This window comes from Phycisphaeraceae bacterium (assembly GCA_040222855.1).
In the GTDB taxonomy this organism is placed as follows: domain Bacteria; phylum Planctomycetota; class Phycisphaerae; order Phycisphaerales; family Phycisphaeraceae; genus Mucisphaera.
In genome coordinates this window covers 527,974-549,212 of sequence record JAVKCD010000003.1, presented here as the reverse complement: position 1 = coordinate 549,212, position 21,239 = coordinate 527,974, and the positions used below count along the sequence as shown (strand labels likewise).

23 protein-coding genes and 1 tRNA gene are annotated in these 21,239 nt (G+C 62.6%); 10 read left to right on the top strand and 14 right to left on the bottom strand.

Annotated elements, in window-relative coordinates; all coding sequences use genetic code 11:
- The first annotated feature begins 11 nt into the window (after positions 1-11).
- From RIG82_02485 to RIG82_02475, 3 genes are all read left to right on the top strand, one after another.
- Positions 12-83, top strand: a tRNA-Gly gene (locus tag RIG82_02485).
- 146 nt (positions 84-229) lie between these two features.
- Entirely contained in the window at positions 230-436 is a 207-nt protein-coding gene (locus RIG82_02480) for a hypothetical protein (GenBank protein MEQ9459808.1), read from the top strand.
- A 60-nt stretch (positions 437-496) separates the two neighbouring features.
- Positions 497-673, top strand: coding sequence for a DUF1328 domain-containing protein (locus RIG82_02475; GenBank protein ID MEQ9459807.1), 177 nt, complete (start codon positions 497-499; stop codon positions 671-673).
- A 178-nt stretch (positions 674-851) separates the two neighbouring features.
- Here the strand turns inward: RIG82_02475 and RIG82_02470 are convergent, their stop codons facing one another.
- Positions 852-1,217 (bottom strand): RNA-binding protein, encoded by a 366-nt coding sequence (locus RIG82_02470; GenBank protein MEQ9459806.1) that lies wholly within the window; start codon positions 1,215-1,217, stop codon positions 852-854.
- Positions 1,218-1,626: 409 nt separating this feature from the next.
- Between RIG82_02470 and secE the strand changes: the two genes are divergently transcribed.
- From secE to RIG82_02445, 5 genes are all read left to right on the top strand, one after another.
- Positions 1,627-2,028, top strand: coding sequence for a preprotein translocase subunit SecE (secE, locus tag RIG82_02465; protein MEQ9459805.1), 402 nt, complete (start codon positions 1,627-1,629; stop codon positions 2,026-2,028).
- 53 nt (positions 2,029-2,081) lie between these two features.
- Positions 2,082-2,732, top strand: coding sequence for a transcription termination/antitermination protein NusG (gene nusG / locus RIG82_02460; protein MEQ9459804.1), 651 nt, complete (start codon positions 2,082-2,084; stop codon positions 2,730-2,732).
- A 178-nt stretch (positions 2,733-2,910) separates the two neighbouring features.
- Positions 2,911-3,267, top strand: a complete 357-nt coding sequence (locus RIG82_02455; GenBank protein MEQ9459803.1) for a hypothetical protein — start codon at positions 2,911-2,913, stop codon at positions 3,265-3,267.
- Positions 3,268-3,358: 91 nt separating this feature from the next.
- Positions 3,359-4,699 (top strand): DNA recombination protein RmuC, encoded by a 1,341-nt coding sequence (gene rmuC / locus RIG82_02450; protein ID MEQ9459802.1) that lies wholly within the window; start codon positions 3,359-3,361, stop codon positions 4,697-4,699.
- A 41-nt stretch (positions 4,700-4,740) separates the two neighbouring features.
- A complete protein-coding gene (locus RIG82_02445; GenBank protein MEQ9459801.1) occupies positions 4,741-5,313 on the top strand; it encodes a hypothetical protein in 573 nt (190 codons plus the stop codon).
- Here RIG82_02445 and RIG82_02440 read toward each other — a convergent pair whose 3' ends face one another.
- Positions 5,314-5,598 (bottom strand): hypothetical protein, encoded by a 285-nt coding sequence (locus RIG82_02440; protein MEQ9459800.1) that lies wholly within the window; start codon positions 5,596-5,598, stop codon positions 5,314-5,316.
- A gap of 96 nt (positions 5,599-5,694) precedes the next feature.
- Between RIG82_02440 and RIG82_02435 the strand changes: the two genes are divergently transcribed.
- Entirely contained in the window at positions 5,695-5,919 is a 225-nt protein-coding gene (locus RIG82_02435) for a hypothetical protein (GenBank protein ID MEQ9459799.1), read from the top strand.
- A 68-nt stretch (positions 5,920-5,987) separates the two neighbouring features.
- Positions 5,988-7,277 (top strand): ABC transporter permease, encoded by a 1,290-nt coding sequence (locus tag RIG82_02430; GenBank protein ID MEQ9459798.1) that lies wholly within the window; start codon positions 5,988-5,990, stop codon positions 7,275-7,277.
- Here the strand turns inward: RIG82_02430 and RIG82_02425 are convergent.
- The 12 genes from RIG82_02425 to RIG82_02370 form a co-directional block, all read right to left on the bottom strand.
- Positions 7,274-8,170, bottom strand: a complete 897-nt coding sequence (locus RIG82_02425) for a hypothetical protein (protein MEQ9459797.1) — start codon at positions 8,168-8,170, stop codon at positions 7,274-7,276. The genes RIG82_02430 and RIG82_02425 overlap by 4 nt on opposite strands.
- Positions 8,171-8,191: 21 nt before the next feature.
- On the bottom strand, positions 8,192-8,827 hold the full coding sequence (locus tag RIG82_02420) for a lamin tail domain-containing protein (GenBank protein ID MEQ9459796.1): 636 nt from the start codon (positions 8,825-8,827) through the stop codon (positions 8,192-8,194).
- A 65-nt stretch (positions 8,828-8,892) separates the two neighbouring features.
- Entirely contained in the window at positions 8,893-10,428 is a 1,536-nt protein-coding gene (gnd, locus tag RIG82_02415; protein MEQ9459795.1) for a decarboxylating NADP(+)-dependent phosphogluconate dehydrogenase, read from the bottom strand.
- A 148-nt stretch (positions 10,429-10,576) separates the two neighbouring features.
- Positions 10,577-11,473: a PEP-CTERM sorting domain-containing protein gene (locus tag RIG82_02410; GenBank protein MEQ9459794.1), complete on the bottom strand. Its 897-nt coding sequence runs from the start codon at positions 11,471-11,473 to the stop codon at positions 10,577-10,579.
- A gap of 118 nt (positions 11,474-11,591) precedes the next feature.
- The gene (locus RIG82_02405; GenBank protein MEQ9459793.1) at positions 11,592-13,712 is read right to left on the bottom strand and encodes a DUF5009 domain-containing protein; all 2,121 of its coding nucleotides are present in this window, start codon (positions 13,710-13,712) and stop codon (positions 11,592-11,594) included.
- On the bottom strand, positions 13,705-14,391 hold the full coding sequence (locus RIG82_02400) for an ABC transporter ATP-binding protein (GenBank protein ID MEQ9459792.1): 687 nt from the start codon (positions 14,389-14,391) through the stop codon (positions 13,705-13,707). Before RIG82_02400 ends, RIG82_02405 begins: the two co-directional genes overlap by 8 nt.
- Entirely contained in the window at positions 14,384-16,147 is a 1,764-nt protein-coding gene (locus RIG82_02395) for an FtsX-like permease family protein (protein MEQ9459791.1), read from the bottom strand. Before RIG82_02395 ends, RIG82_02400 begins: the two co-directional genes overlap by 8 nt.
- On the bottom strand, positions 16,144-17,790 hold the full coding sequence (lysS, locus tag RIG82_02390; GenBank protein MEQ9459790.1) for a lysine--tRNA ligase: 1,647 nt from the start codon (positions 17,788-17,790) through the stop codon (positions 16,144-16,146). The genes RIG82_02395 and lysS overlap by 4 nt, the downstream gene beginning before the upstream one ends.
- Before the next feature lie 104 nt (positions 17,791-17,894).
- Entirely contained in the window at positions 17,895-18,335 is a 441-nt protein-coding gene (rplS, locus tag RIG82_02385; protein MEQ9459789.1) for a 50S ribosomal protein L19, read from the bottom strand.
- A 91-nt stretch (positions 18,336-18,426) separates the two neighbouring features.
- Positions 18,427-19,674, bottom strand: coding sequence for a tRNA (guanosine(37)-N1)-methyltransferase TrmD (trmD, locus tag RIG82_02380; GenBank protein MEQ9459788.1), 1,248 nt, complete (start codon positions 19,672-19,674; stop codon positions 18,427-18,429).
- Between the two features lie 135 nt (positions 19,675-19,809).
- Complete coding sequence (rpsP, locus tag RIG82_02375) at positions 19,810-20,073, bottom strand: 30S ribosomal protein S16 (GenBank protein ID MEQ9459787.1); 264 nt, start codon at positions 20,071-20,073, stop codon at positions 19,810-19,812.
- An 81-nt stretch (positions 20,074-20,154) separates the two neighbouring features.
- Complete coding sequence (locus RIG82_02370) at positions 20,155-21,222, bottom strand: ATP-binding cassette domain-containing protein (GenBank protein ID MEQ9459786.1); 1,068 nt, start codon at positions 21,220-21,222, stop codon at positions 20,155-20,157.
- Positions 21,223-21,239 lie beyond the last annotated feature (17 nt).

The window sequence follows — 21,239 nt, the reverse complement described above, 5'->3', positions numbered from 1 at the left end:
GTCGGTTGTTTGCGGGTGTAGCTCAGTGGTAGAGCGTCACGTTGCCAACGTGAATGTCGTGAGTTCGAATCTCATCACCCGCTTTTTTTGATTGACGCCACACTCTGTTGAGTGTGGCGTTTTTTTTAGTCATTGATGATGTGCGGGAATTTTCTAGTGTATTCAAGTCAAGTTTGGTATCCAGTCAAGGTAGGTTGTTTGTTAAACTCTTTTTACAAAGGTGACCAGCATGATTAAGTCTAAGCGTCGGTATTTGGGGTTGCTTCTGGGCTTTGGTTTGGCGTTTCCGGTTGCGGGTGCGTTGACGGGATGCAACATGATGGAGGGGGCGGGTGAGGATATGGAGGAGACGGGCGACAACATCGAGGATGCGGCGGATGACGCTGCTGACGAGGTGAAGGATGCAGTTCGTGAGGTTAAGCGTGAGATTCAGTGACTGAGTGCTCGGGTTGAGCACGTGTGATACGGGTGGTGATTATTCCTGAAAGGAGAATTTATGCTTGGCTGGGCATTGACTTTTTTCGTGGTTGCGATCATTGCCGCGGTTTTTGGGTTTGGAGGGATTGCTTCTGGGGCGGCATCGATCGCGCAGATCCTGTTTGTGCTGTTCCTGATACTGTTTTTGGTCAGTCTGATTCTGGGTTTGGTTCGAGGTAAAGGCCCGCGGGTCTAGATCAGTTTACTGGCTGGTTTTTTGTGCCAAGATGGTGTCACTGCATGACAGCACGCCCGGTCGCTCTGAGCTGCCGGGCGTGCTTTTTATCTGATGTCATAGCGGGTTAACGAAAACCGGCACGCCCTGAGGGGCGTGCCGGTGATGTGTTCTGGATGTGGGGTGTTAGCGAGCTGGTTTACCAGCGGTCGCCGCCGCCGCCACCGCCGCCGCCGTAGCCACCACGGCCACCGCCGCCGCCGCCACGACCGCCACCACGGCCGCCGCCGAAGCCACCGCCACCGCCGCCGGCGGGACGCTCGGCGCGAGGACGGGCTTCATTGACGGTGAGGGTACGGCCTTCGAACTCGGTGCCGTTGAGGGCTTCGATGGCCTCGCGGCCTTCTTCGTCGCTGCCCATGGTCACGAAAGCGAAGCCGCGGGGGCGTCCGGTTTCGCGGTCGGTGATGACAGCGACTTCATCGACCTGGCCGTAGTTAGAGAACAGGCCTTCGAGGCCTTGCTCTGTGGTGCGGAAGGACATGTTGCCAACGTAGATCTTCATCTCGAAGCTCCAAAAGTGATGCAGCTGCCGGGAGCTTCGTTCTGACGCTTTGATGTCGAATGCACGAGAGTACCCGCAAACCTGCTGAACGGACGACCGCCGGGCACACGCCCGGTACGGTAAAGATGCAGATCGCGTGGCCGCGTGTCGCATCGAACCAGAGTCAACAGTATCGGCGTGGGGGGGGTGCCCTGTCAAGGGCTAAGGTGATTTGGGGGTTGATGGCTTCATGTGTAGGTGTTTTGGGGTTGTGAGAGGGTCTGGCGGGGGTGGACTTGGGGACGGGGGTGGTTTATGGTGTAGAGGTGCAGTCTGACGCTATCGGGGAGTCAGGTCGGGCCGTTGCCCGGGACGCTGTAGCATGGAACGTCGCCTGTTTTTGGCAGGCTGCTGAACGGAGCTTTGGTCGATGGCATTTTCGTTGTACAAGCCGGGTCAGGGTTACTACACGCGGCTGCTTAGCGCGATCGGTGCGGGGACGCTGGTGTTGTGCGGGATCGCGTGGGTGTGGGGCAAGATGTCGGGGATCCCGTCGGACACGCGGGTGTTTTGGCAGGCGGGGATGGCCTTTGCAGCGGTGATGATTTTTGGGACGCTGCTCTACTGGATTTTCAATAAGCCCGCAGTGGCTGAGTTCATGATCGCAACCGAGGCGGAGATGAAGAAGGTGAACTGGCCATCTCGTCGAGAGATTGTGGGCTCGACAATCGTGGTGATCTCGGGGACGCTGATTTTTGCGGCGTTCCTGTTGTCGGCGGACGTGGCGTTTTCCTGGTTATTCCAGGAGATCGGTGTTCTTCAGAGTTCGTGAGTTGGGTTGATTTTTAGAGACGCGCCCGCTGGGATGCGGGACGGAGATGAATGATGTCAGACGAGATGACGCGGACAGAGACGACGGCCCCGGTGGATTCGCCGATTGCGGAGGGCGGGATTCCTGCGGATGAGCCGTTGGTGATGCCGGGGATGAACTGGTTTGTGCTGCGGGTGGCGTCGAACAAAGAGGACTCGGTGCGTCAGACGCTGCTGCGCAAGATCAAGATCGAGGACCTGACGAACCTGGTGAACCGGATTCTGGTTCCGACGGAGAAGGAGAAGACGATCAAGGGCGGGAAGCAGCGCGTGATCGAGAAGAAGCTGTATCCCGGATATGTCTTTGTCGAGATGGCGCTGGAGGACGATGGCCGGATCCCTCAGGACGTGTTTTTCCTGATCAAGGAGACGACGGGGGTGGGAGATTTCATTGGGACGGCGGGTCGTCCGTCGCCTATGTCGGAGCCGGAGATCGAGAAGATGCTGATGGCGTCGAAGCCGGCGGAGGAGCAGCCGCAGGTGAAGATGGAGTTCGCGAAGGGCGACCACATCAAGATTGTGGATGGTCCGTTCGAGAACATGGAGGGGACGGTGGACGAGTTGATGCCGGACCAGGGCAAGGTGAAGGTGATCGTGACGATTTTTGGTCGTTCGACGCCCCTGGAACTGGAGTACTGGCTGATCGAGCGCGTTGAGGATGCCTAAGCGAGCGGCGCTCGCTTGTGGGTTAGGGGCCATTCTGAATCGCGGTAAAATCCTATAAAAGCCTGTTATGCATGGCCTTAGTGGGGTTGATGGTGGGGCTTAAAGTGGTGGTGAACGCCGATCTTGCCGATATGGGGTGTAGGAGCGGGTGTTCCTGCCCTCTTACTGGAGTGCGACCATGAACATTATCCAGCAAGGCTTGGCCTCGTCCGCGTTGCAGAGCTCGGAGACCTCTCGGGATGTCGCGCGGGATCGGGACAAGCGGGTCCGGGATTCACGAGGCGGGCAGACGGCGGCGGACCAGTTGGAGTTGTCGTCGTCGCAGCGGATTGCGGATGACGCGGTCGAGAAGGATGCGGCGGCGCGCGGGGTCAAGGATGATGAGCACGGTGCGGGGACGACGGCGGAGGTGCTGGACACCCCGCCTGTGAAGGGCCACGCGAAGCCGGAGGAGCGGGTGGAGGCGGTCGAGAAGGTGGCGAGCGAAACCAAGGGCGAGCGGCCGGTGTATCAGCATGTGGACCTCAAGGCGTAGCCGCAGCAGTCGGCCGCTGACGAGTTGATTGGAGACAGCGGCGAGAGGGGAACCGGAGAGGGCGGGGGTCTGTTGTGTTTATGATGGGGGGATGATGACAACGCTATTGGTTGGACTTGGCGTCTTGTGTGGTGTTCTGGGTCTGGGGTGCGGGGTGTTGTGGCGGGGGCGCGAACGGCAGAGACGGGTGGCGGAGGAGCGGCGGGTCGCGCTGGAGCACGAGAAGCACCTGGTGGGGGACCTGGATCGTGAGTTGCGCGATGCGGAGGTTGAGCAAGCACGGCTGCGCGAGCAGGTGGCGGGTTTTGAGCAGCGGCTGGTGGAGCAGAAGAAGGCGCTGGAGGAGGCGCTGGCCAAGTCGCAGGAGGCGTCGGAGCGTGTGTTCAAGGCGCTGGCGGGGGATGTACTCAAGTCGAGCACGGATGAGTTTCTCAAAGTCGCCGGGCAACGACTCAAGACGGAGCAGAAGGAGGGGCTGCATCAGATCGAGGAGCGCAGGAAGGCGGTGGAGGGATTGGTGACGCCTATTCGGGAGGCGCTGGCGAAACAGAGCGAGTCGGTGACGAAGATGGAGAAGGAGCGGGAGGCTGCGTATCACGCGCTGCGTCAGCAGCTGGTGAGTCTTGGTGAGACGCAGATCAAGCTCAAGGATGAGACGGGGAATCTGGTCAAGGCGCTTCGGCGGCCGGAGGTGCGCGGGCGCTGGGGCGAGATTCAGTTGCGTCGGGTGGCGGAGTTGGCGGGGATGATCGATCACTGCGACTTCGCGGAGCAGCCGAGTTTTGACAAGCCGGAGGTGGGCAAGCAGCGGCCGGACATGGCGGTGGCGCTGGCGGGGGGCCGGCGGATTGTGGTGGACGCGAAGACACCTCTGGATGCCTATCTGGATGCGATGCAGGAGTCGGATGAGGCGGCCCGGGAGGTTCAGCTGGATCGACACGCGGCGCAGATCATGACGCAGGTCAACAACCTGTCATCGAAGGGGTATCAGCAGAACTTTGAGCGTTCGCCTGACTTTGTGGTGCTGTTTATCCCGAGCGAGGCGTTTCTTGAGCCGGCGCTTCGGCGTCGTCCGACGCTGATCGAGGAGGCGATGGGCAAGGGGATCGTGATCGCGACGCCCGGGACGCTGATGGCGCTGCTGAAGGTGGTGGCGATGGGCTGGCGGGAGGAGCGGGTCGCTGAGAGTGCACGGGAGATCGCGGAGCACGGCCGGGAGCTGCACAAGCGGGTGGCGACGGCGGTGGCGCACCTGCAGCGGCTGGGCAAGGCAATCGACTCGACGGTGGACTGCTACAACAAGTTCGCGGGTTCGGTGGATCGCCAGGTGCTGCCCCAGGCGCGGCGGTTTGAGGAGCTCGGGGCGGGGAGTGAGAAGGAGGTGGGCGAGGTGCGGATGGTGGAGGGGGTGGTACGGGGGGTGGAGGGGTGAGATGTTGCGTGGGTGGCTCAGCGGATCGCTTTAGTGCTCGGGTGCTGACATTGTTTCGGGTGTGCTACGGAGTCTTGATTACCGGGCTTTTTGTTTTTGTGGTGTGGCTGTTCACTGGTTGGGCATGGCTTGAGATGGCAGGATTATTGATCTGCCTGCTTACATTCTTTCTCTTCTGTTCGATGCCGGTCTTCGGTTGCTGGCTTCTTCTTCTCTGGATAAGGGACCGGCTAGGTTGGGTCCAGTTGATTAAAGCGTTCTGCGCGTGTTCATTGATGATCGTTCCGTTCGTCGTTGCCGCTAATATTGTTGATGAAGCTATAGCGTTGGACGGCGTCTGCTGGGTGATTGTTGAGAATCAATCGAGCACGCCCGTTGAACATTTAGTTATTCAATGTGGCGGTGGACACTATCGGGTTGGGGAATTATCGCCAGGTGGGACTAAGCGATTGGACGTTGATGGTCAGATTTGGGGTGCTCTGTTCCTTCAGGGTGAGTGGAGCGAGATTCGATTGTCCAGGGAACTGGCGTTCAGACCCTTGTTTTGGTGGCGTGTTGTTCGAGTGATTGTCGGGGTGAACGGGGATGTTGAGTTGAGAGCAGTGATGTGGTGATCAGATGAGTTTGGGCAGGTGTTCATCGACTTCCGGGAAGTACCGGCGGATGACCGAGCAGTCGAACTTGCTCATGATCTCGGCGGGGGACTCGCGTTCGAGGAGGAAGGTGAAGGCGGCGTGGACGACTTTGGAGGGGGGTTTGGAGCCGCGGGACCAGAGGTCGTAGTCGGCGAAGGAGAGCGAGACCTCGTAGCGGTGGGTCTTGCCCTGGTCGAAGACGGTGACGTCGTAGTGCCAGCGGGTGTCGGACTGGGTTTCGGGGCCGATTTCGACTTCGGGCATGGTTTCCGCCTACGCTTTACCCCCCACCTCAACCCCCTGCATGATGAGCGAGGGGGGCACGGATCGTGCGGGGTGGGCTTTGTGAAGGGTATCGGCATGATGGCGTCCGACGGTCCGGAACCTGTGGATGGTGGCCTTGGGGGGGCGGTGTTTGCGGGTGATGACCCGCCACTGGCGGTGAGGCGGACGACGGATCGGTGCTTTTTCGCGGTGGAGGAGGTGACGGCGGAGGGTGTCATCGTGGAGGGGTTCCTGATCCGGTTTGATGAGATCGAGGAGTTTCGCATGACAGAGGGTGGTGGCGAGGCCTGTGGGGGGTGAGCGGGGGCTGTATGCTGGATGTTTACCTGGCGTGATTCGTGTTGTGTTTTTGACGGCGGGTTTTGTTGATGACGTTTTTGCTCGAGACGCTCCGGCTTGGCTTTACCAATCTGCTGCTGCACAAGCTGCGGTCGCTGCTGACGATGCTGGGGATCATTTTCGGGGTCGCGTCGGTGATCGGGATGGTGGCGATCGGCGAGGGGTCGAAGGTCAAGGCGTTGGAGGAGATCGCTCAGCTGGGGGCACGCAACATCATTCTCCAGAGCCGCAAGCCGCCTGAGGATTTGGGCGCGGCGAACGCGAATCAGCGGATGATTTCGTACGGGATCCTGCGGACGGACCTGAATCGGATCCGGGAGACAGTGGATGGGGTCGAGCGGCTGGTTCCGCTTAAGCGGGTGGGGAATCGGGTCATGCAGCGGATTTACGGGGCACCTGCGGAGGTCTACGGGACGACGCCAGAGTTGTTGGATGTGACGGCGTTGACGGTGGCGCGGGGTCGTTATATCGAGTCCGAGGACATGACCCAGGGGCGTCGCGTGGCGGTGTTGGGGGCGGAGGTCGCGGAGGCGTTGTTCCCGCTCTCGGACCCGCTGGAGGGCGTGATTACGATTGACAACGCGCCGTTTCGGGTGGTCGGTGTGCTGGCGGAGACGGGGGTGCTGGGCGGAAACATCACGTCAGACGTGGGGCGGAATCTGAACTACGACCTGCATATCCCGTTGCCGGCGGCGGAGAATCAGTTCGGCGACATGCTGATCCGGCGACGGTCGGGGTCGTTCGAGGCGACGAAGGTGGAGTTGCAGGAGTTGATTCTGGTCGCGGAGCGTCAGGAGGATGTGCTGCCGATCGCGGATCGGGTCCGGCGGATTCTTGAGCTGTCGCACGCGGGCAAGGACGACGTGGCGATGGTGGTCCCGCTTGAGCTGCTGGCTCAGGTCGAGCGGACCCAGCGGCTGTTTAACCTGCTGATGGTGGCGATCGCGTCGATCAGCCTGCTGGTCGGCGGGATCGGGATCATGAACATCATGCTGGCGACGGTGACCGAGCGCACGCGGGAGATCGGGATCCGCCGGGCGCTGGGCGCGACGCGCGGGCACATCGTGGCTCAGTTTCTGGTCGAGACGACGACGCTGTCGGGCCTGGGTGGGGTGTTGGGCGTGGGCGTCGGGTTGTCGCTGGCGGGGGTACTGGCGCTGCTGCACACCCAGGTGGACGGGCTCGAGATGCCGGTGGTGACGCTTTGGTCGGTCCTGGTCAGTTTTGGCGTGGCGACGGTGGTGGGAATCGTGTTCGGGTTGTACCCGGCGGTCAAGGCGTCACGGCAGGACCCGATTGACGCGCTGCGGCACGACTAGTGCTGGTGATCGTGAGGGGGCAGGGCGTTGTTGAGCCAGCGGGGGAGTCGGAGGTCTTCGGAGTTGCGCCAGGCGGTGAGATACAGGGAAGCGGTGGCGTGGGCGCCGTGTCGGACACGGTCGATGGTGTAGTCGATGACCTGCTCGTCGTCGAGTTGGGTGACGCCGATGGGCGGGATGCGGTCGTCGAGTTCGTAGGAGAGATCGACGTGACTGTTGCTGACACGCATCTCGCGGACCATCATCAGTGGCAGGTTCTGGGCGACATAGGGGGCGGGCAGGGGCTCGGCGGTGAAGCGAGCGGGATTGACCTTGCCCGGCAGAGAATCGATGCGGCCGTGGATCCCGGTGCGCGGTGAGGAGCCGTCGGGGTTGGCGCGGCCGTTGTAGTGGACGGTGCAGTGCAGGGGCATGGACAGGTCGCCGGAGTAGTGGGCGAGCAGCCCCGCGTAGGTGATCGCCCGCTGCTTGACGGCTTCGGAGTCGGGCCGACGGCGGACTTCGGCAAAGGCCAGCGTGAGGCGCTCGGTCATCTCCATCACGACGTATGGGAGGGTGCCCGCGTCGTCGATGGCGATGTTGTTGTCGTTGCAGAAGGCGATCCAGTCTTCCCGGGTTTCAGGGAGTTCGGGGGAGGGCAGTTCTTCGAGGTGGAAGTAGTGATCGGGCGCCTCGGTGGGCGTGAGATGAGGGAGCTGTCGGTTCTTGAAGAGGTCGGGGTCGAGCGAGCCTTCGGCGATGGCCTGGGCGTTGTCGCGGAAGAAGGCGGGGACATCTTCGGGGAGAGATTCGACGGCCAGGCGAGCGATGGCCATGTGGCCCTCAGCGTGCCAGGCGTGGGCGGGGGTGATGAGCGAGAGGGTCAGCAGCAGGGGGGTGAGGATGGATTTCATCGGCGAAGTTTAACGGACGACTCACTCTTCGGGCGCGTCCTCAGGCAGATCGATCTCGACGACGCCTGGGGAGCCGATGTCGAGTTCGGAGTAGCCGGCACGGTTGATGGCGTTTCGGGCCTGGTGGGTCCTGGGTTCGGAGCGTGCCCAGTTGTGACCATCGTCATTGAGGTCGGGGTCGATGGCGTGGGGCAGGAGGTAGATGGAGGGGCCTTCGGGGGTGTCGGTGGGCCAGGGGTCGGTGTCGTCGAAGTTCACGAGGTCGGCGATGGAGTCGTCGGGGCGTCGGAGCGAGAGCACCTCGTTGGTCGGTGAGGGCTGGTTGGAGAGCCCGCCGAAGCCGCCCCGGCGCCAGCCGTCGAGTTGGAGGACGGGGTACGTTTGCTCGCCTCGGCGTTGTGGCCAGGCGGAGCGGAAGGCTCTGGGGTCCTGAGCATCGGGGATCAGGACGAGAGCCTGCCCGCCGGGCAGAATGGCGTTATCGGGGATCGGTGCGGATTCGCCGTCCTCATCGGCGAGCTTCCAGCCCGAGAGATCGACGGGTTGGTCCGAGCGGTTATAGAGCTCGACCCACTCGACCTTGACGGGCTGTTTCTCGTTCGAGGCGGGGTTGTACATGATCTCGGTGATCACAATGGCGACGGCGGCATCAATCATGGCGTGCTCCTTCTCACTGGCGAAAGAGCAAGTTAACCGCATCGAATCAGGATGTCAAGAAATCATTAAACTTTATTCATGGGCCGGTCGGGCTCGGGCCAGTCGACGTGAAAGAACTCGCCGCGCTTGGCGTCGAGTCGCTCGAAAGTGTGGGCACCAAAGTAGTCGCGTTGGGCTTGGAGCAGGTTCGCCGGGAGGACTTCGGTGCGGTAGCCGTCGTAGTAGCTCAGAGCCGAGGAGAAGGCGGGGACCGGGACGCCAGCGTGGGTCGCCATCGCGACGACCGAGCGCCAGTTGGCCTGGCTCTTGTGCAGGGCGGACTTGAAGTAGGGATCGAGCATGAGGTTCTGGAGCTTGCGGTCCTTGGCGTAGGCCTCGGTGATCTTCTGGAGGAACCGGGCGCGGATGATGCACCCGCCCCGGAAGATCTTGGCGATGGCGCCGAAGTTGAGTTTCCAGTTGTATTCGTTGGCGGCTTCGGCCATGAGCTGGAAACCCTGAGCGTAGGCGCAGATCTTCGAGCAGTAGAGCGCATCGCGGATGGCGTTGACGGCCTTCTCCTTGCTCATGGGCAGGCGGGGTGCCTTGGGGCCCTTGAGGGCTTTGCTGGCGACGATGCGCTCGTCTTTGATGGCGGAGATGCATCGGGCGAAGACGGCTTCGGCGATGGCGTTGGCGGGGATGCCCAGGTCAAGAGCGTTGGTGGCGGTCCACTTGCCGGTGCCTTTTTGCCCTGCGGTATCGAGAACGCAGTCAACCAGGAACTTGCGCGGGTTCTTGGGGTCTTTCTGCTGGAGGATGTCGGCGGTGATCTCGATCAGGAACGAATCGAGATCGCCCTTGTTCCACTTGGCGAAGACCTTGCTCATCGCGTCGGGCTTCATGCCCAGCAGAGATTTCATCAGCATGTAAGCCTCACAGATGAGCTGCATATCGATGTACTCGATGCCATTGTGGACCATCTTGACGTAGTGGCCCGCGCCATTTTCGCCGACGTGGACGGTGCAGGGCTCCCCACCTCTGGCGACCTTGCCGGGCGTGTTGACCTCGATGGGCTTGCCGGTCTTTCGATCGACCTTCGCGGCGATGGCCTTCCAGATCGGCTCGAGCTGCTTCCAGGCTTCTTTGGACCCGCCGGGCATAAGGGATGGGCCGAATCGTGCGCCGGTCTCGCCACCCGAGACGCCCGAGCCGATGAAGTGCAGGCCTTTGGCGGACAGGTCTTTCTCCCGGCGGATGGTGTCGGTCCAGAGGGCGTTCCCGCCGTCGATCACGATGTCGCCCTTCTCGAGGTAGGGGAGGACCGAGTCGATGGTGGCGTCGGTGGCTTTGCCAGCCTGAACCAGCAGGACGATCTTGCGCGGCCGGCGGATCGACGAGACGAACGCCTCAATGGTCTTGGTGCCGATCAGCCGGGCGTGCGACGGCTCTTTTTCGCGGGCCTCGGCGATGAAGTCATCGACCTTGGAGGTGGTGCGGTTAAAGACCGCGACGGTGTAGCCGTGGTCGGCCATGTTGAGGATGAGGTTCTGACCCATGACGGCGAGACCGATGAGGCCGATGTCTGCCAGACCGTCTTTGGGGGTGGATTTGCTTGCCAAGGGTGTTGCTCCGTGCGGGGTTGGCTGATGGATATCAGACTACCGCATTGAGCCACCACCGTGGTGCGTGACGGGGGCGTGCGCATGGTTCGCGCCATGAAAAAGGCCCGCGAGAGCGGGCCTTGGGGTACCGGGATGTGGGTGGTGCTCATCGACGGCGGAGCGAGAGGAGCCCGCCCAGCGCCAGCAGGGCGGCGGAAGCCGGCTCGGGGGCGCTCAGGGAGGTGACAAGTCCCGGCTGGTCGAACGAGCCGGTGAGGGTGCCCCAAGCGTCGGCGGAGCGGGTGCCGAAGGCGGCGCTGGTGCGGAGCGTCTGCCAGACGTAGAAGGTTTCGCCGGGGACCACGTCGAAGGTCAACGAGGTGGTTTGTGTGACCTTCACACCTCCGGTGTCGTTGTTGATGAACAGCGCGTCTTGGTCGTATGCGTCATTGCCGAGGCTGTCCTGTTTGAGGGTGGCGCCCTCTTCGAGGGTGAGCGTCGGAACGTCATCGAGGAAGCGGTACTGCGGGGTGTCGGCGAAGACGGCGACCTGGGCGCGGATGAAGGTGAGGGGGTCGGCGATGCCGGAGAAGCCGCCCGAGTCGACGAGGGTGCCTTCGAGGCTGTAGTTGAGCGTGATCGTGCCAGGCTGATTGCCGGTGTAGAGGAAGATGTCGGAGACAAACACGCCATTGCTGGCGACCGCGCCTGCGGGGAACGACCCGAACTTGAACTCTTGGGATAGGTTGCCGGTCAGGGTGGATTCCGAACGCATCGGGTTGGGCTGGTTGCCGGCAAAGGTCAGTCCGGTGAAGCCGCGAGCGAGTCCGCGGTCCCACGGCCCGTTGCCGGAGAAGTCGGTTGAGACGGCGTCATTGAGCTCGGTGTCGGCGATCGGGATACCCGCTCCGCCAGCTGAATCGAAAGTGAAGTTGGACTGTCCGCCCGTGGAGCGGATGTCGCCAATGCCGCTGGTGGATTGAGCGCCCCATTCCTGGGCGAGTGACGCGGGGGCCAGGATGAAGGACAGGGAAAGGGCCAGAGCGCAGGTGAGGCGTATCATGCGGGATATCTCCTTCTCTCTTGCTTCTAGATACCGGGTCAGGATTTTAAGTGTTGTTTACGCGAGCACCAAGGGGTTTCTGCGCTGCTTTGATTAAAAAACCTGCCTGAATACGCCTCTAGCTCCGCCAGACAAGTCTCGCGCGGGTAAATACCCACACCACGATGGCCAGTGCGAGGGTCTGCGCCAGCGCCCAGAGGAACAGCGACCACGGCCCGCCAGGGGTGAAGTAGTCATTGGCCCAGGCGTTGAGGGACTGGAGGCTGGGGTCGGAGATGAAAGGCGCCAGCAGCGGCAGCGCGACCAGGGGCGCGAGCAGGTTGCGGATTGCGATGTAGGCGAGCATCGGGTTCTGGCCGTTGGCGATCAGCAGCCCGAGGGGCCAGCGGATCTCTCGGGCATCAACCCACATCGTCCACCAGGCGACGAGCAGAATGCCTAGACCGAGGCTCAGGCAGTACCAGCTCAGCGTCGAGGGCGGACCCTTGGAGACCCCGCCTTCGAGGAAGGCGAAACGCATCGTCTCGACGCCCGAGGGCACGATGGCGAGCAGCAGACCGATCACCAGCCACGCGCTGCCCCACCACGTCAGCACCCGGACGTGACGGTCCCAGAGATCGGTCGCGGGCTGGACCAGAAAGATCGTCAGCGCAAGCGGGAAGAGCACCAGCAGCGAGGCATAAGGCGTGTCGATCGAGATGAAACCGAGATCGACAAAGGGGGTGGCGTAGTCCTTGAGTCCCACAAAGGTTCCGATGATGGTGAGCAGCATCAGGATCGAGATGGCGGTGATGCGGGCATAGCCCCAGCGTTCGACAGTCTCTTCGGGCTCATTGGCCGCCTTGCGAGCCCGGGAGATGATGATGTCGCCGATGATGGTGCCCGCGACGGTGATCCAGACGAACTTGAAATAGCCGAAGTTGTAGAGCGGAGAGAGATCGAGCAGCGCATCGGGGAGCTTGCCGGGGATGTGATTATTCAGCCAGCGGAGGTCGAGCCACGGGGCTGACCAGATGGGCTCGACAAGGGTATTGATCCGGTCCCCGATGTTGTTAGCCACGCCGTCGGGGCTGGGAGAGAAGATACGCCACTCGGCTTTCATCGACTGATGGTGCGCGATGAAGGCGAACGGCAGGCCGATGATGAGGGTGAGTCCCGGGATGGCGCGGGCCACATACCAGATGAGGGAGGTGGCCAGGGAGGCCCAGGCCAGCAGGAGGATGATGATGTCGTAGTTGCCCCAGCTAAAGCTGTGACCGGGGCGACCGTTGATATAAGCGAGCAGCGCGATCGCGGCACCGACACCGAGCAGCCGGAGGTTGATCCAGGCACCGTAAGTCGCGCCCTTGGGGATTCGCGCAAAGACAGCGAACGGGATCAGGAACGCGATGAGCCCCAGGCACCAGGTGCCGAAGGTCGGCGGATTATCGATGAAGTAGGGCGTGACTTGCCTGACGTAGATGGCGAAACCGACAAGGACAACGAAGCGCCAGACCGTGCTAAACGGATAAGCCCACCACGATGCGCCTTTGGCCCTGCGGCCGTAGTAGGCCAGCGGGATCGCGACCCCCATCGCAAACAGGAAGAGCGGGAACACCCAGTCGACCCAGGTAAATGAGGGCCAGTCCGCGTAGAAGGCTCCGGGGTCCGAGACCGCAGGCCACACCTCCGCCGCTTGATCGGTGAGGGCCGGATCGACCACGGGGACGTCGAGCGAGGCCTCGAGCGCTTCGGTGTTGGTCGCTCCCGGATCGGGCTGCGCATCGTGGTGATACTCAGCCGGGAGGAACCGGGGATAGTAGCCGTGGTACATGCCGTTCCAGAGTCCATTGGGGACGATCCCGGAGAGGCACATGCCAAGGATGGCGATCCCGCGCAGGGCGTCGACGGCGTAGGAGCGCATGACCCCGATGGGCCTCGATGGCTTGGGAGCCTGCTGCTTCTGCTCGATCATCTCGGGAGCGGCGGCGGCGGGCGTATCGGCTGTCGAGGCTTTCGCCGATTCACCGATGTCTGACAAAGCGTAGCCCTGCGGAAGATCCCGCTGGACCTCGCCCTGATACGCGGGCTCGGGAGCAACGGGTTGCTCACGGGCGTTGGGGTCCACAGGCTCGGGCCCGCCGATGGGTTGCGGTTGATCCGAGTCGCCAGGGACGGCGAGGGGGTCTCGCTTGTCGGGCTGAGGATCGCCGGGCTGGTCGTCGGGGCCACGTCTTAGGGGATCAGGTGATTCATTCATGGCTACCTATCAGAGTACCCTCCTTGAGGGTCAGGCGTCGATCGGCGGCTCGGGCCACGGTCTGGTCGTGCGTCACCATCACGATGGTCTGACCTTCAGCGTGAAGATCGCGCATCAGGTCGAGAATTTCAGCGGACGTCTGCGCGTCGAGATTCCCCGTAGGCTCATCAGCCAGCAGCAGGGCGGGCTGGTTGATGAGGGCACGCGCGATGGCGACGCGTTGCCGCTCGCCGCCGGAGAGTTTCTCGACGCGATGGTTGATGCGGTCCGCAAGCCCCATCCGTTCGAGGAGATGACGGGCGTGGGCGCGAGCCCGGCGTCGTTTGAGCCCCCAGGTCAGCGGCGACGGGCCGATCATGGCGGCGATCAGCACGTTCTCGATCGCCGAGAGTTCAGCCAGCAGGTGATACGCCTGGAAGACAAAGCCGACATGCGTGTTGCGAAAACGGTTGATTCCGATCGTACGGATGTCCTGATCGTCGAAGGCGACGCTGCCAGCATCAGGGTGATCCAGCCCGCCCAACAGATGCAGCAGCGTCGATTTCCCCGACCCCGAGCGACCGAGAATCGTTACCCACTCACCGGTTTCGACGGCCAGAGAGACCTCGCCGAGAACATGCAGCCGCCGGGTTCCCGATCGAAAGGTCTTCGAGAGGTTCGAGGCGGCGAGCTTACTCATGCCGTAGCGCCTCCACAGGATCGAGTCGAGCGGCCATGATGGCGGGGAGAGCCGCTCCGACGACCGAGGAAAGAATGGCACCAAGCACAATGGCCAGGGTTTCAGCCGGGTTGATCTTGTTCGGGATGCTGTCGAAGAAGTACGTCTGCGGGTCCCACATCCGCCAGCCCGACAGCGCGTAGATCACGTCCTGAATCTCGTTGAGGTTGATGACGATCGAGGCACCAAGAGCAAAGCCCAGCGCAGCGCCAACGGTGCCGATCGCCAGTCCGTAGCCGAGGAAGATGTTGAGGATGCCGAGCCGAGAAGCCCCGACCGCACGGATCACGCCGATGTCGCGGATGTTCGAGAGCACAGTCATATAGAAGGTCACCGCGACCATGACCACCGCAACAATCGAGATGATCACAAACAGGAACGTCACCATGCCCTTTTCGTTCTGCACCGCAGTCAGAATGCGCGCGTAGCGTTGCTGCCAGGTCAGCACATACAAAGAGTGCGCCGATCCCAGGTCAATCTGTGCCTCGGCGATGGCGAGGCGCACAGCGTCAGCGGCGGCTTCGGGACTGACGCCGTCCGCGGCCTTGATCAGGATCTCGGAGGTCCGCGCCGGAATGATGTCGCCGGTGGGCTCACCGGTCTCGGGATCCACACGGCTCGCAGCGTCCATCCGCAGCATCTGCTGGACGAGCTCGAAGGGAGCGTAGACGCGGTTGGCATCGACCTCGTGGTGCCCGGACTTGAACTCGTTGACCACGACCATCCGGCGCACCGCCGGGTCGAGCAAGGCACCGGACCGCGTGATAGGCACAACGGTAAGCGTGACTTCCTGTTCCAGCGATCGGTCTTTGAAGACATACTGGCCAGTCGGGTCGCGCTGACTAAACGGGTTGACCTCGACCCCCATGACCAGACCGGGAAGCGGGTCAGTCTCCGGGAGCTGCCAGGTGGCTGGCGGGGTCATCGTCATACCCGCTTGCACCGGGTCCGACTGCTCGAGCTGCTCGCGTTGCCGCCTGGCAACTTCCCGGCCCTGATCCGAGAGCTCCGGGAAGGAATCGACATAAGCATCAAACTCACGAAGATAGTCCTCGGTCTTCCAGTACAGCGTTTGCTCGAAATCGAGCACGCGATTCAGTCGTGACGGGTCGATGCCCTGGACCTGCACCGTCAGGGTCTGTCCCCTGAAGCGAACAAGCCCGTAAGCACCAATACTCGGCGCCGCGGCCCGAACTTCGGGCAAGGCCTCGATCCGCTGGATGTACGCGTCGTAGTAAGGAAAACCCTCTTGAGCATAAGACGTGACGATGACATCACCCGAGAGCTTGCGGATGGACTCGCTCAGCAGATCAATGAACCCACCCATCACCGAGATGACGATGATCACCATGGCGGTGCAGAGCATGACCGTCAGCGCGGCGAAGAGAGGCGGGAGCCTCCTGCGCAGATAACGCCGGACCATCGTGTGCTGGTACACCCCGCCTCGGAGTGAGACGACGAGAAACAGCAGCAACGCGGCGACGGGTGCTCCCCAGAGCACCATGCCGCCGTAGTCTTCCGAGAGCAGGTTCCCCGCAAGAAGAAACACCCCGGCGATGACGCCGATCAAAGCCAGCACGCCAACAGTCAAGGCGATCAACTTCGCAACCGTCACGGCGAGGTCAGCGGTGAGACCCAGAACAAGACCGGCGACGCCGGAGTCCTTGTCACCGTCATCGGCGCCAGCTGCCGTTGATTCGGGCGAGTGGTCGCTCACGCAGGATCGCCTGCCTTGGCGGTGTTCTCGGGCATGGGTTCCGATGCCGAACGGTTCCCGCCTTGGGGCCGCATCAATGGGAACAGGATCACGTCACGGATCGAACGCTGGTTGGTCATCAGCATCACCAGCCGATCGATGCCGACGCCCAGCCCGCCAGCGGGAGGCATCCCGACGCGCAGCGCTTCGAGGAAGTCCTCATCCACGTTCCGGAAGGTCGACTCCTCATGATCGATACCGTCAATCTGCTGGCGGAAGTTGGCCTCCTGCACATCCGGATCGTTGAGTTCGGTGTAGGCGTTGGCGATTTCCATCCCCGCGATGTAGAGCTCGAACCGCTCGGCAATCTCGGGCTTGCCACTCTTTTGCTTGGTCAACGGGCAGAGCGACGCCGGGTAATCGATCACAAACGTGGGTTGGATCAGGTGTTGTTCGACGGTTTCTTCCCAGACTTCCGAGAGCAGCAGGTCAGCGTCCTTACCGTCGGTCTCGATGTCGAGTTCTTGCGCCTTGTTCTTCAGAAGTGCCATGTCGCCAGCGGGGAAACCGTTGTGTTCCTCAAACAGCTCGTGATAGGTCGCGCGGCGGAAGGGCAGGGCGTAGTCGATCTGCTGTTCGTTGAACGCCAGGACCTTGCTCCCGATCGTTTCCTTGGCGATCGTGTTGATGAGGGTCTCCGTGAGGGCCATCATCGACTGATAGTCGCCGTAAGCCTGGTACAGCTCGAGCATGGTGAACTCGGGGTTGTGCCGTGGCGAGAGCCCCTCGTTGCGGAAGTTCCGGTTGATCTCGAACACGCGCCGCATCCCGCCTACCAGCAGCCTCTTGAGATACAGCTCAGGCGCGATGCGCAGGAACAACTCCAGGTCCAGCGCGTTGTGGTGGGTGATGAACGGTCGCGCCGCAGCCCCGCCCGGGATAGGCTGCATCATCGGCGTTTCAACTTCGAGGTAGCCGTCGCCGATGTGCGCCGGCGGGTCGGTCAGGAAGGTTCGGACCTTGGCGATGATCCGGCTGCGCTGACGAAACACCCCCATCACTTCGGGGTTGTCATATAGATCGACGTAGCGCTTCCGATACCTCAGCTCAGCGTCCGTGAGACCCTGGAACTTGTTTGGCGGCAACGCCAGACTCTTGGTGGTGACGGCGAACCCGCCTTCGGCTGCGCCATCGTGCCGCGTCGACCAGAGGGTGATCTCCTCGGTCTTGGTCTTGGCCAGCGGGCCCTCGGCCATGACCAGATCAGCGAGGTCCACGGCCTTGGCCATCCGGAAGGTCTCGGGGCCGACCGCCTTCTTGCTCACAGCAATCTGTAGGTCGCCCGACTCATCACGCAAGAGCATAAAGATGAGGTTGCCCATCACCCGGTGCTGGATCACACGCCCGGCGACACGGGCCATCGGCCGCCGGTCATCATCAGCGTTGGCCTTGTGAGCCTCATCAGCGCTGGGGTCGTAGCGGTGTCGGGCAGTGTCGAGAGACACCAGACCATCGACACGCTGGCCGTAGGGGTCGATAGCAAACTCGTCACGCAGCCGCGTGAGCTTCTTGCGCCGGTCCGCGAGCAGCTCGGAAGTGGTGGACTCGGGCTTCTGGGGCGGGGTGGGTTCGGCCATGGTGATGATCGTAGCAGAGGGGTTCATATCGATCGGGTTACTCAAGAGATCGGCGAGTCGGGGTCATCCACGACAACGGCCGTCCCGCAAGAGGACGGCCGTTGGTCTGTTCTTGGATGGGGGGCTCGCTTTTAGCTCGCGTCCTCTGCTGGCTTGGTCATGATCTCGGCCTTGGAACCCTTGAGGGTCGAGGCTTCGATCACGCCCGTGACGTTCTTCAAGCCGCGACGGCGATCGCGGAGCCGGCGGGACTTGCCGACGCGATCCCGGAGGTAATACAGACGCGAGCGACGAGTGTGCCCGTGACGAAGGATCTCGATCGCAGCCACACGCGGGGAGTGCAGCGGAAAGGTTCGCTCAACACCCTCGTTGGCGACAATCCGCCGGACCATCATGTTCCGCTCAAGGCCCTTGCCCTGCAGCTTCATGACGACACCCGAGAAGACCTGGATCCGCTCCTTGGCCCCCTCGATGATGCGCACGTGAACATTCACGGTGTCACCCACGTTGACGGTGGGCAGGTCGCTTTTGAGTTGTGAGGCCTGCACGGCCTGCATGATCGCGTCGCTCATGGCGTGGGTCCTTCTGGGTCGGGCGAGCCGAATAATGTACCGCGATAGGGCATGGGAGACAAACAGCAGAGGCCACCGCAGCGAGCAGCCCTCAACCGCCAGCGGGGGGCCAGTGGACCGGGCCCCGGAGGCTCTCCATGCGCTGAGAGCGGTGAATACAGAGCCATAAACCCTTTTCAAGATGGTCTTTAGCGATGATCTGGTGGTCTGAGGCAGGGGCGTAGCCAGCGGGCGCACACTCTGATTCGATCAACGTCGCCGTCGCCCCTGCCTGGTCAGCGGCGGCGGTCAGTTCCTCAATCAACACTGCGCTGAGGGCGTCACCATCGACTTCCGGGGCAATCAGCAGGGGGTGAAACGCAAGCAGACCCCTGCGGGAGGGCTCCTCAACGAGCGTCGCTGGCAGCAACCCGGCAAAAGCGACGACGCGACCGGCCTGCGTGGCCAGTCGGGAATCGATGAACTCGTCCGCTTTGAAGAGCACCGTGAGTCGATCGGCGAGCCCGCCAGCAGGATCAATCGTCCCGGCAAGCCCGAGAATGGCTGAGCTGTCCGAGGCACGCGGGGTCCGCAGGACCACCGGCGGGGCGGTCGTGCCCGGCGTGTGGTGCCCCAAGAGATCAGGCCTGCGCGCACGAGTGCGTACAAGGGCCTGTTCCTGCCGCCAGGCGGCGATCTTGCCGTGATCACCAGCGAGCAGAACCTCCGGCACATCCCGCCCCTGCCAGGTGCGGGGGCGCGTGTAGACCGGTCCTTCAAGCAGGTTGGCGTGGTCGCCGGTGAAGCTGTCCTCCGTCGCGGACTGGTCATCGCCGAGTGCACCGGGCAGCAGCCTCACGATCGCATCAATCAGCACCATTGCCGGCAGCTCTCCGCCCGAGAGAACGTAGTCGCCCAGCGACACCTCCGTGATCGGGTCCAGAGCGTCGATCACACGCTGGTCGATGCCCTCATAGTGACCGGCGAGGATCAGCACACGAGGCTCCTTCGAGAGCTCCGTGGCGAGTGCCTGAGTCAGCGGCTGGCCCTGAGGCGTCATCAGCACCCGACGCGCCGGACGCGCGTCCTGCCCCTCGGCATGACGGACCGCATCAAAAACAGGCTGACACTGGATCACCATGCCCGGACCCCCGCCAAACGGCGGCTGATCAACCTTCTGATGCCTGTCCTCAGTGTGGTCCCGGATGTTGGTGAGGTGATAGCTCACGACCGGCGCGCGGACACGGCTCGGGTCCGCCGGATGGGCCACCGACTCAGCAGCCCGGCGGAGAATGCTCGAACCCAAAGCAGCGTCGAACATCTCTGGGAAGAGCGTCAAAATGTCGATGCGAGTGGTCATAACTGGCTGCGCAGCAAAAAGCCCCGAAAAACGACCGGGGCTCGGGGGGGCGATCGGTTGGAACCCGCCAGCACCAACACTTGCGGCCGGGGTGAGACCGCAGCGGGCGGGCGGGGCGGGGGGGCCGGGGGGGGGTCAGGCCTTGCCCGGGGTCGGATCGATGCCAGCCTTCTTCAGGAGGTTGGCCACCGTCTCGCTCGGCTGGGCCCCGACACTCAACCAGTAACGCACCCGGTCCTCTTGAACCTTGAACTGCTGGTCCTCGTTCTTATTGCAAGGGTCGTAATGCCCGAGCTGCTCGATCTCACGGCCATCACGACGGGTGCGGATGTCCATGGCGTTAAGCCGGTAGAACGGATGATGAGTACGGCCAAAGCGCTTGAGACGAAGTCGGACCACGGGGATCTCCTTGGGGTCGGTCGAGCCAAACAGTGTAACAAGGGCAGGCACCGGGTCAAAGCGGCCTGATCTGAACGCCCCTCACGCGTGCGCAAGGTCTTGTTCCATCGACACATAATGCCCCGGCTCGCCGGGGACCTCCTGCAGCGGCGGGCGGTCGAGCAGCGAGTCCCGCGAGAGGAAAGTCACGCCGCCTTCGGTACGCTCGCCCGCTGTGCCACGGTTCTTCGTGCGGCTCTCGTCGTCGCCCAGCATCACGATCGGCGACGGCACATCCCCCTCGAGCATGATCCGGTTCCGCACCCGCTTGGGATCGGGCACAGGAGCCGCCGAGAGCAACGCCCGCGTGTACGGATGCATCGGGTTGCGATAAAGCGTGTCTCGATCAGCCAACTCGACAATCCGGCCCAGATACATCACCGCCACACGATCCGCGAAGTGCTCGACCACCGCGAGATTGTGTGCAATAAACAGATACGTCAGACCAAACTCGTCCTGCAGGTCGTTGAGCAGGTTGAGAATCTGAGCCTGGATCGACACATCCAGCGCCGAAACCGGCTCGTCACAGATGATCAGCTTGGGCTTGAGCGCCAGCGCCCGAGCGATGCCGATGCGTTGGCGTTGCCCGCCCGAAAACTCGTGGGGATACCGCCGACCGTGATCGGGCGTGAGCCCGACGTGCTTCAGCAGATCCGCCACCCGGTCATCAAGATCGGAGCCCTTCGCCAGCCCGTGGACCTTGATCGGCTCGCCGATGATCGAAGCCACCCGCATCCGGGGATTCAACGAGCCCACCGGGTCCTGAAAAATGATCTGCATCTGCCGCCGGAGCTTGAGCATCTCCGACGACGAGGCGTCAAACACGTTGCTGTTTTCGTAGAAGACCTCGCCCGAGGTCGCCGGGATGAGCCGCAGTATCGAACGCCCCACCGTCGACTTCCCGCAACCCGACTCCCCAACAAGCCCAAGCGACTCACCCGGCGCCAGATCAAACGACACGCCATCGACAGCCCGGACGTGCCCGACGGTCTTACGCAGCAGCCCGCGCTTCACCGGAAAGTGAGTTTTAAGGTCACGCACGCTCAGCAGCGGCGCGCTGGCGGGATTGCCTGCAGAGTGTCCGTTGGCCTGGGCGGTCGCTTCTGGCATGCGGGAGATGATAACCC

Bases quoted from the DNA above. Each gene is read 5' to 3' on its own strand.
- RIG82_02425 (MEQ9459797.1), bottom strand. From the start codon at position 8,170: ATGAAATCCATCCTCACCCCCCTGCTGCTGACCCTCTCGCTCATCACC.
- RIG82_02475 (MEQ9459807.1), top strand. From the start codon at position 497: ATGCTTGGCTGGGCATTGACTTTTTTCGTGGTTGCGATCATTGCCGCG.
- RIG82_02455 (MEQ9459803.1), top strand. From the start codon at position 2,911: ATGAACATTATCCAGCAAGGCTTGGCCTCGTCCGCGTTGCAGAGCTCG.
- RIG82_02420 (MEQ9459796.1), bottom strand. From the start codon at position 8,827: ATGATTGATGCCGCCGTCGCCATTGTGATCACCGAGATCATGTACAAC.
- RIG82_02430 (MEQ9459798.1), top strand. From the start codon at position 5,988: ATGACGTTTTTGCTCGAGACGCTCCGGCTTGGCTTTACCAATCTGCTG.
- RIG82_02435 (MEQ9459799.1), top strand. From the start codon at position 5,695: ATGATGGCGTCCGACGGTCCGGAACCTGTGGATGGTGGCCTTGGGGGG.
- RIG82_02440 (MEQ9459800.1), bottom strand. From the start codon at position 5,598: ATGCCCGAAGTCGAAATCGGCCCCGAAACCCAGTCCGACACCCGCTGG.
- rmuC (MEQ9459802.1), top strand. From the start codon at position 3,359: ATGATGACAACGCTATTGGTTGGACTTGGCGTCTTGTGTGGTGTTCTG.
- RIG82_02405 (MEQ9459793.1), bottom strand. From the start codon at position 13,712: ATGAATGAATCACCTGATCCCCTAAGACGTGGCCCCGACGACCAGCCC.
- secE (MEQ9459805.1), top strand. From the start codon at position 1,627: ATGGCATTTTCGTTGTACAAGCCGGGTCAGGGTTACTACACGCGGCTG.
- lysS (MEQ9459790.1), bottom strand. From the start codon at position 17,790: ATGAACCCCTCTGCTACGATCATCACCATGGCCGAACCCACCCCGCCC.
- trmD (MEQ9459788.1), bottom strand. From the start codon at position 19,674: ATGACCACTCGCATCGACATTTTGACGCTCTTCCCAGAGATGTTCGAC.
- RIG82_02480 (MEQ9459808.1), top strand. From the start codon at position 230: ATGATTAAGTCTAAGCGTCGGTATTTGGGGTTGCTTCTGGGCTTTGGT.
- RIG82_02470 (MEQ9459806.1), bottom strand. From the start codon at position 1,217: ATGAAGATCTACGTTGGCAACATGTCCTTCCGCACCACAGAGCAAGGC.
- RIG82_02400 (MEQ9459792.1), bottom strand. From the start codon at position 14,391: ATGAGTAAGCTCGCCGCCTCGAACCTCTCGAAGACCTTTCGATCGGGA.
- RIG82_02370 (MEQ9459786.1), bottom strand. From the start codon at position 21,222: ATGCCAGAAGCGACCGCCCAGGCCAACGGACACTCTGCAGGCAATCCC.
- nusG (MEQ9459804.1), top strand. From the start codon at position 2,082: ATGTCAGACGAGATGACGCGGACAGAGACGACGGCCCCGGTGGATTCG.
- rplS (MEQ9459789.1), bottom strand. From the start codon at position 18,335: ATGAGCGACGCGATCATGCAGGCCGTGCAGGCCTCACAACTCAAAAGC.
- RIG82_02410 (MEQ9459794.1), bottom strand. From the start codon at position 11,473: ATGATACGCCTCACCTGCGCTCTGGCCCTTTCCCTGTCCTTCATCCTG.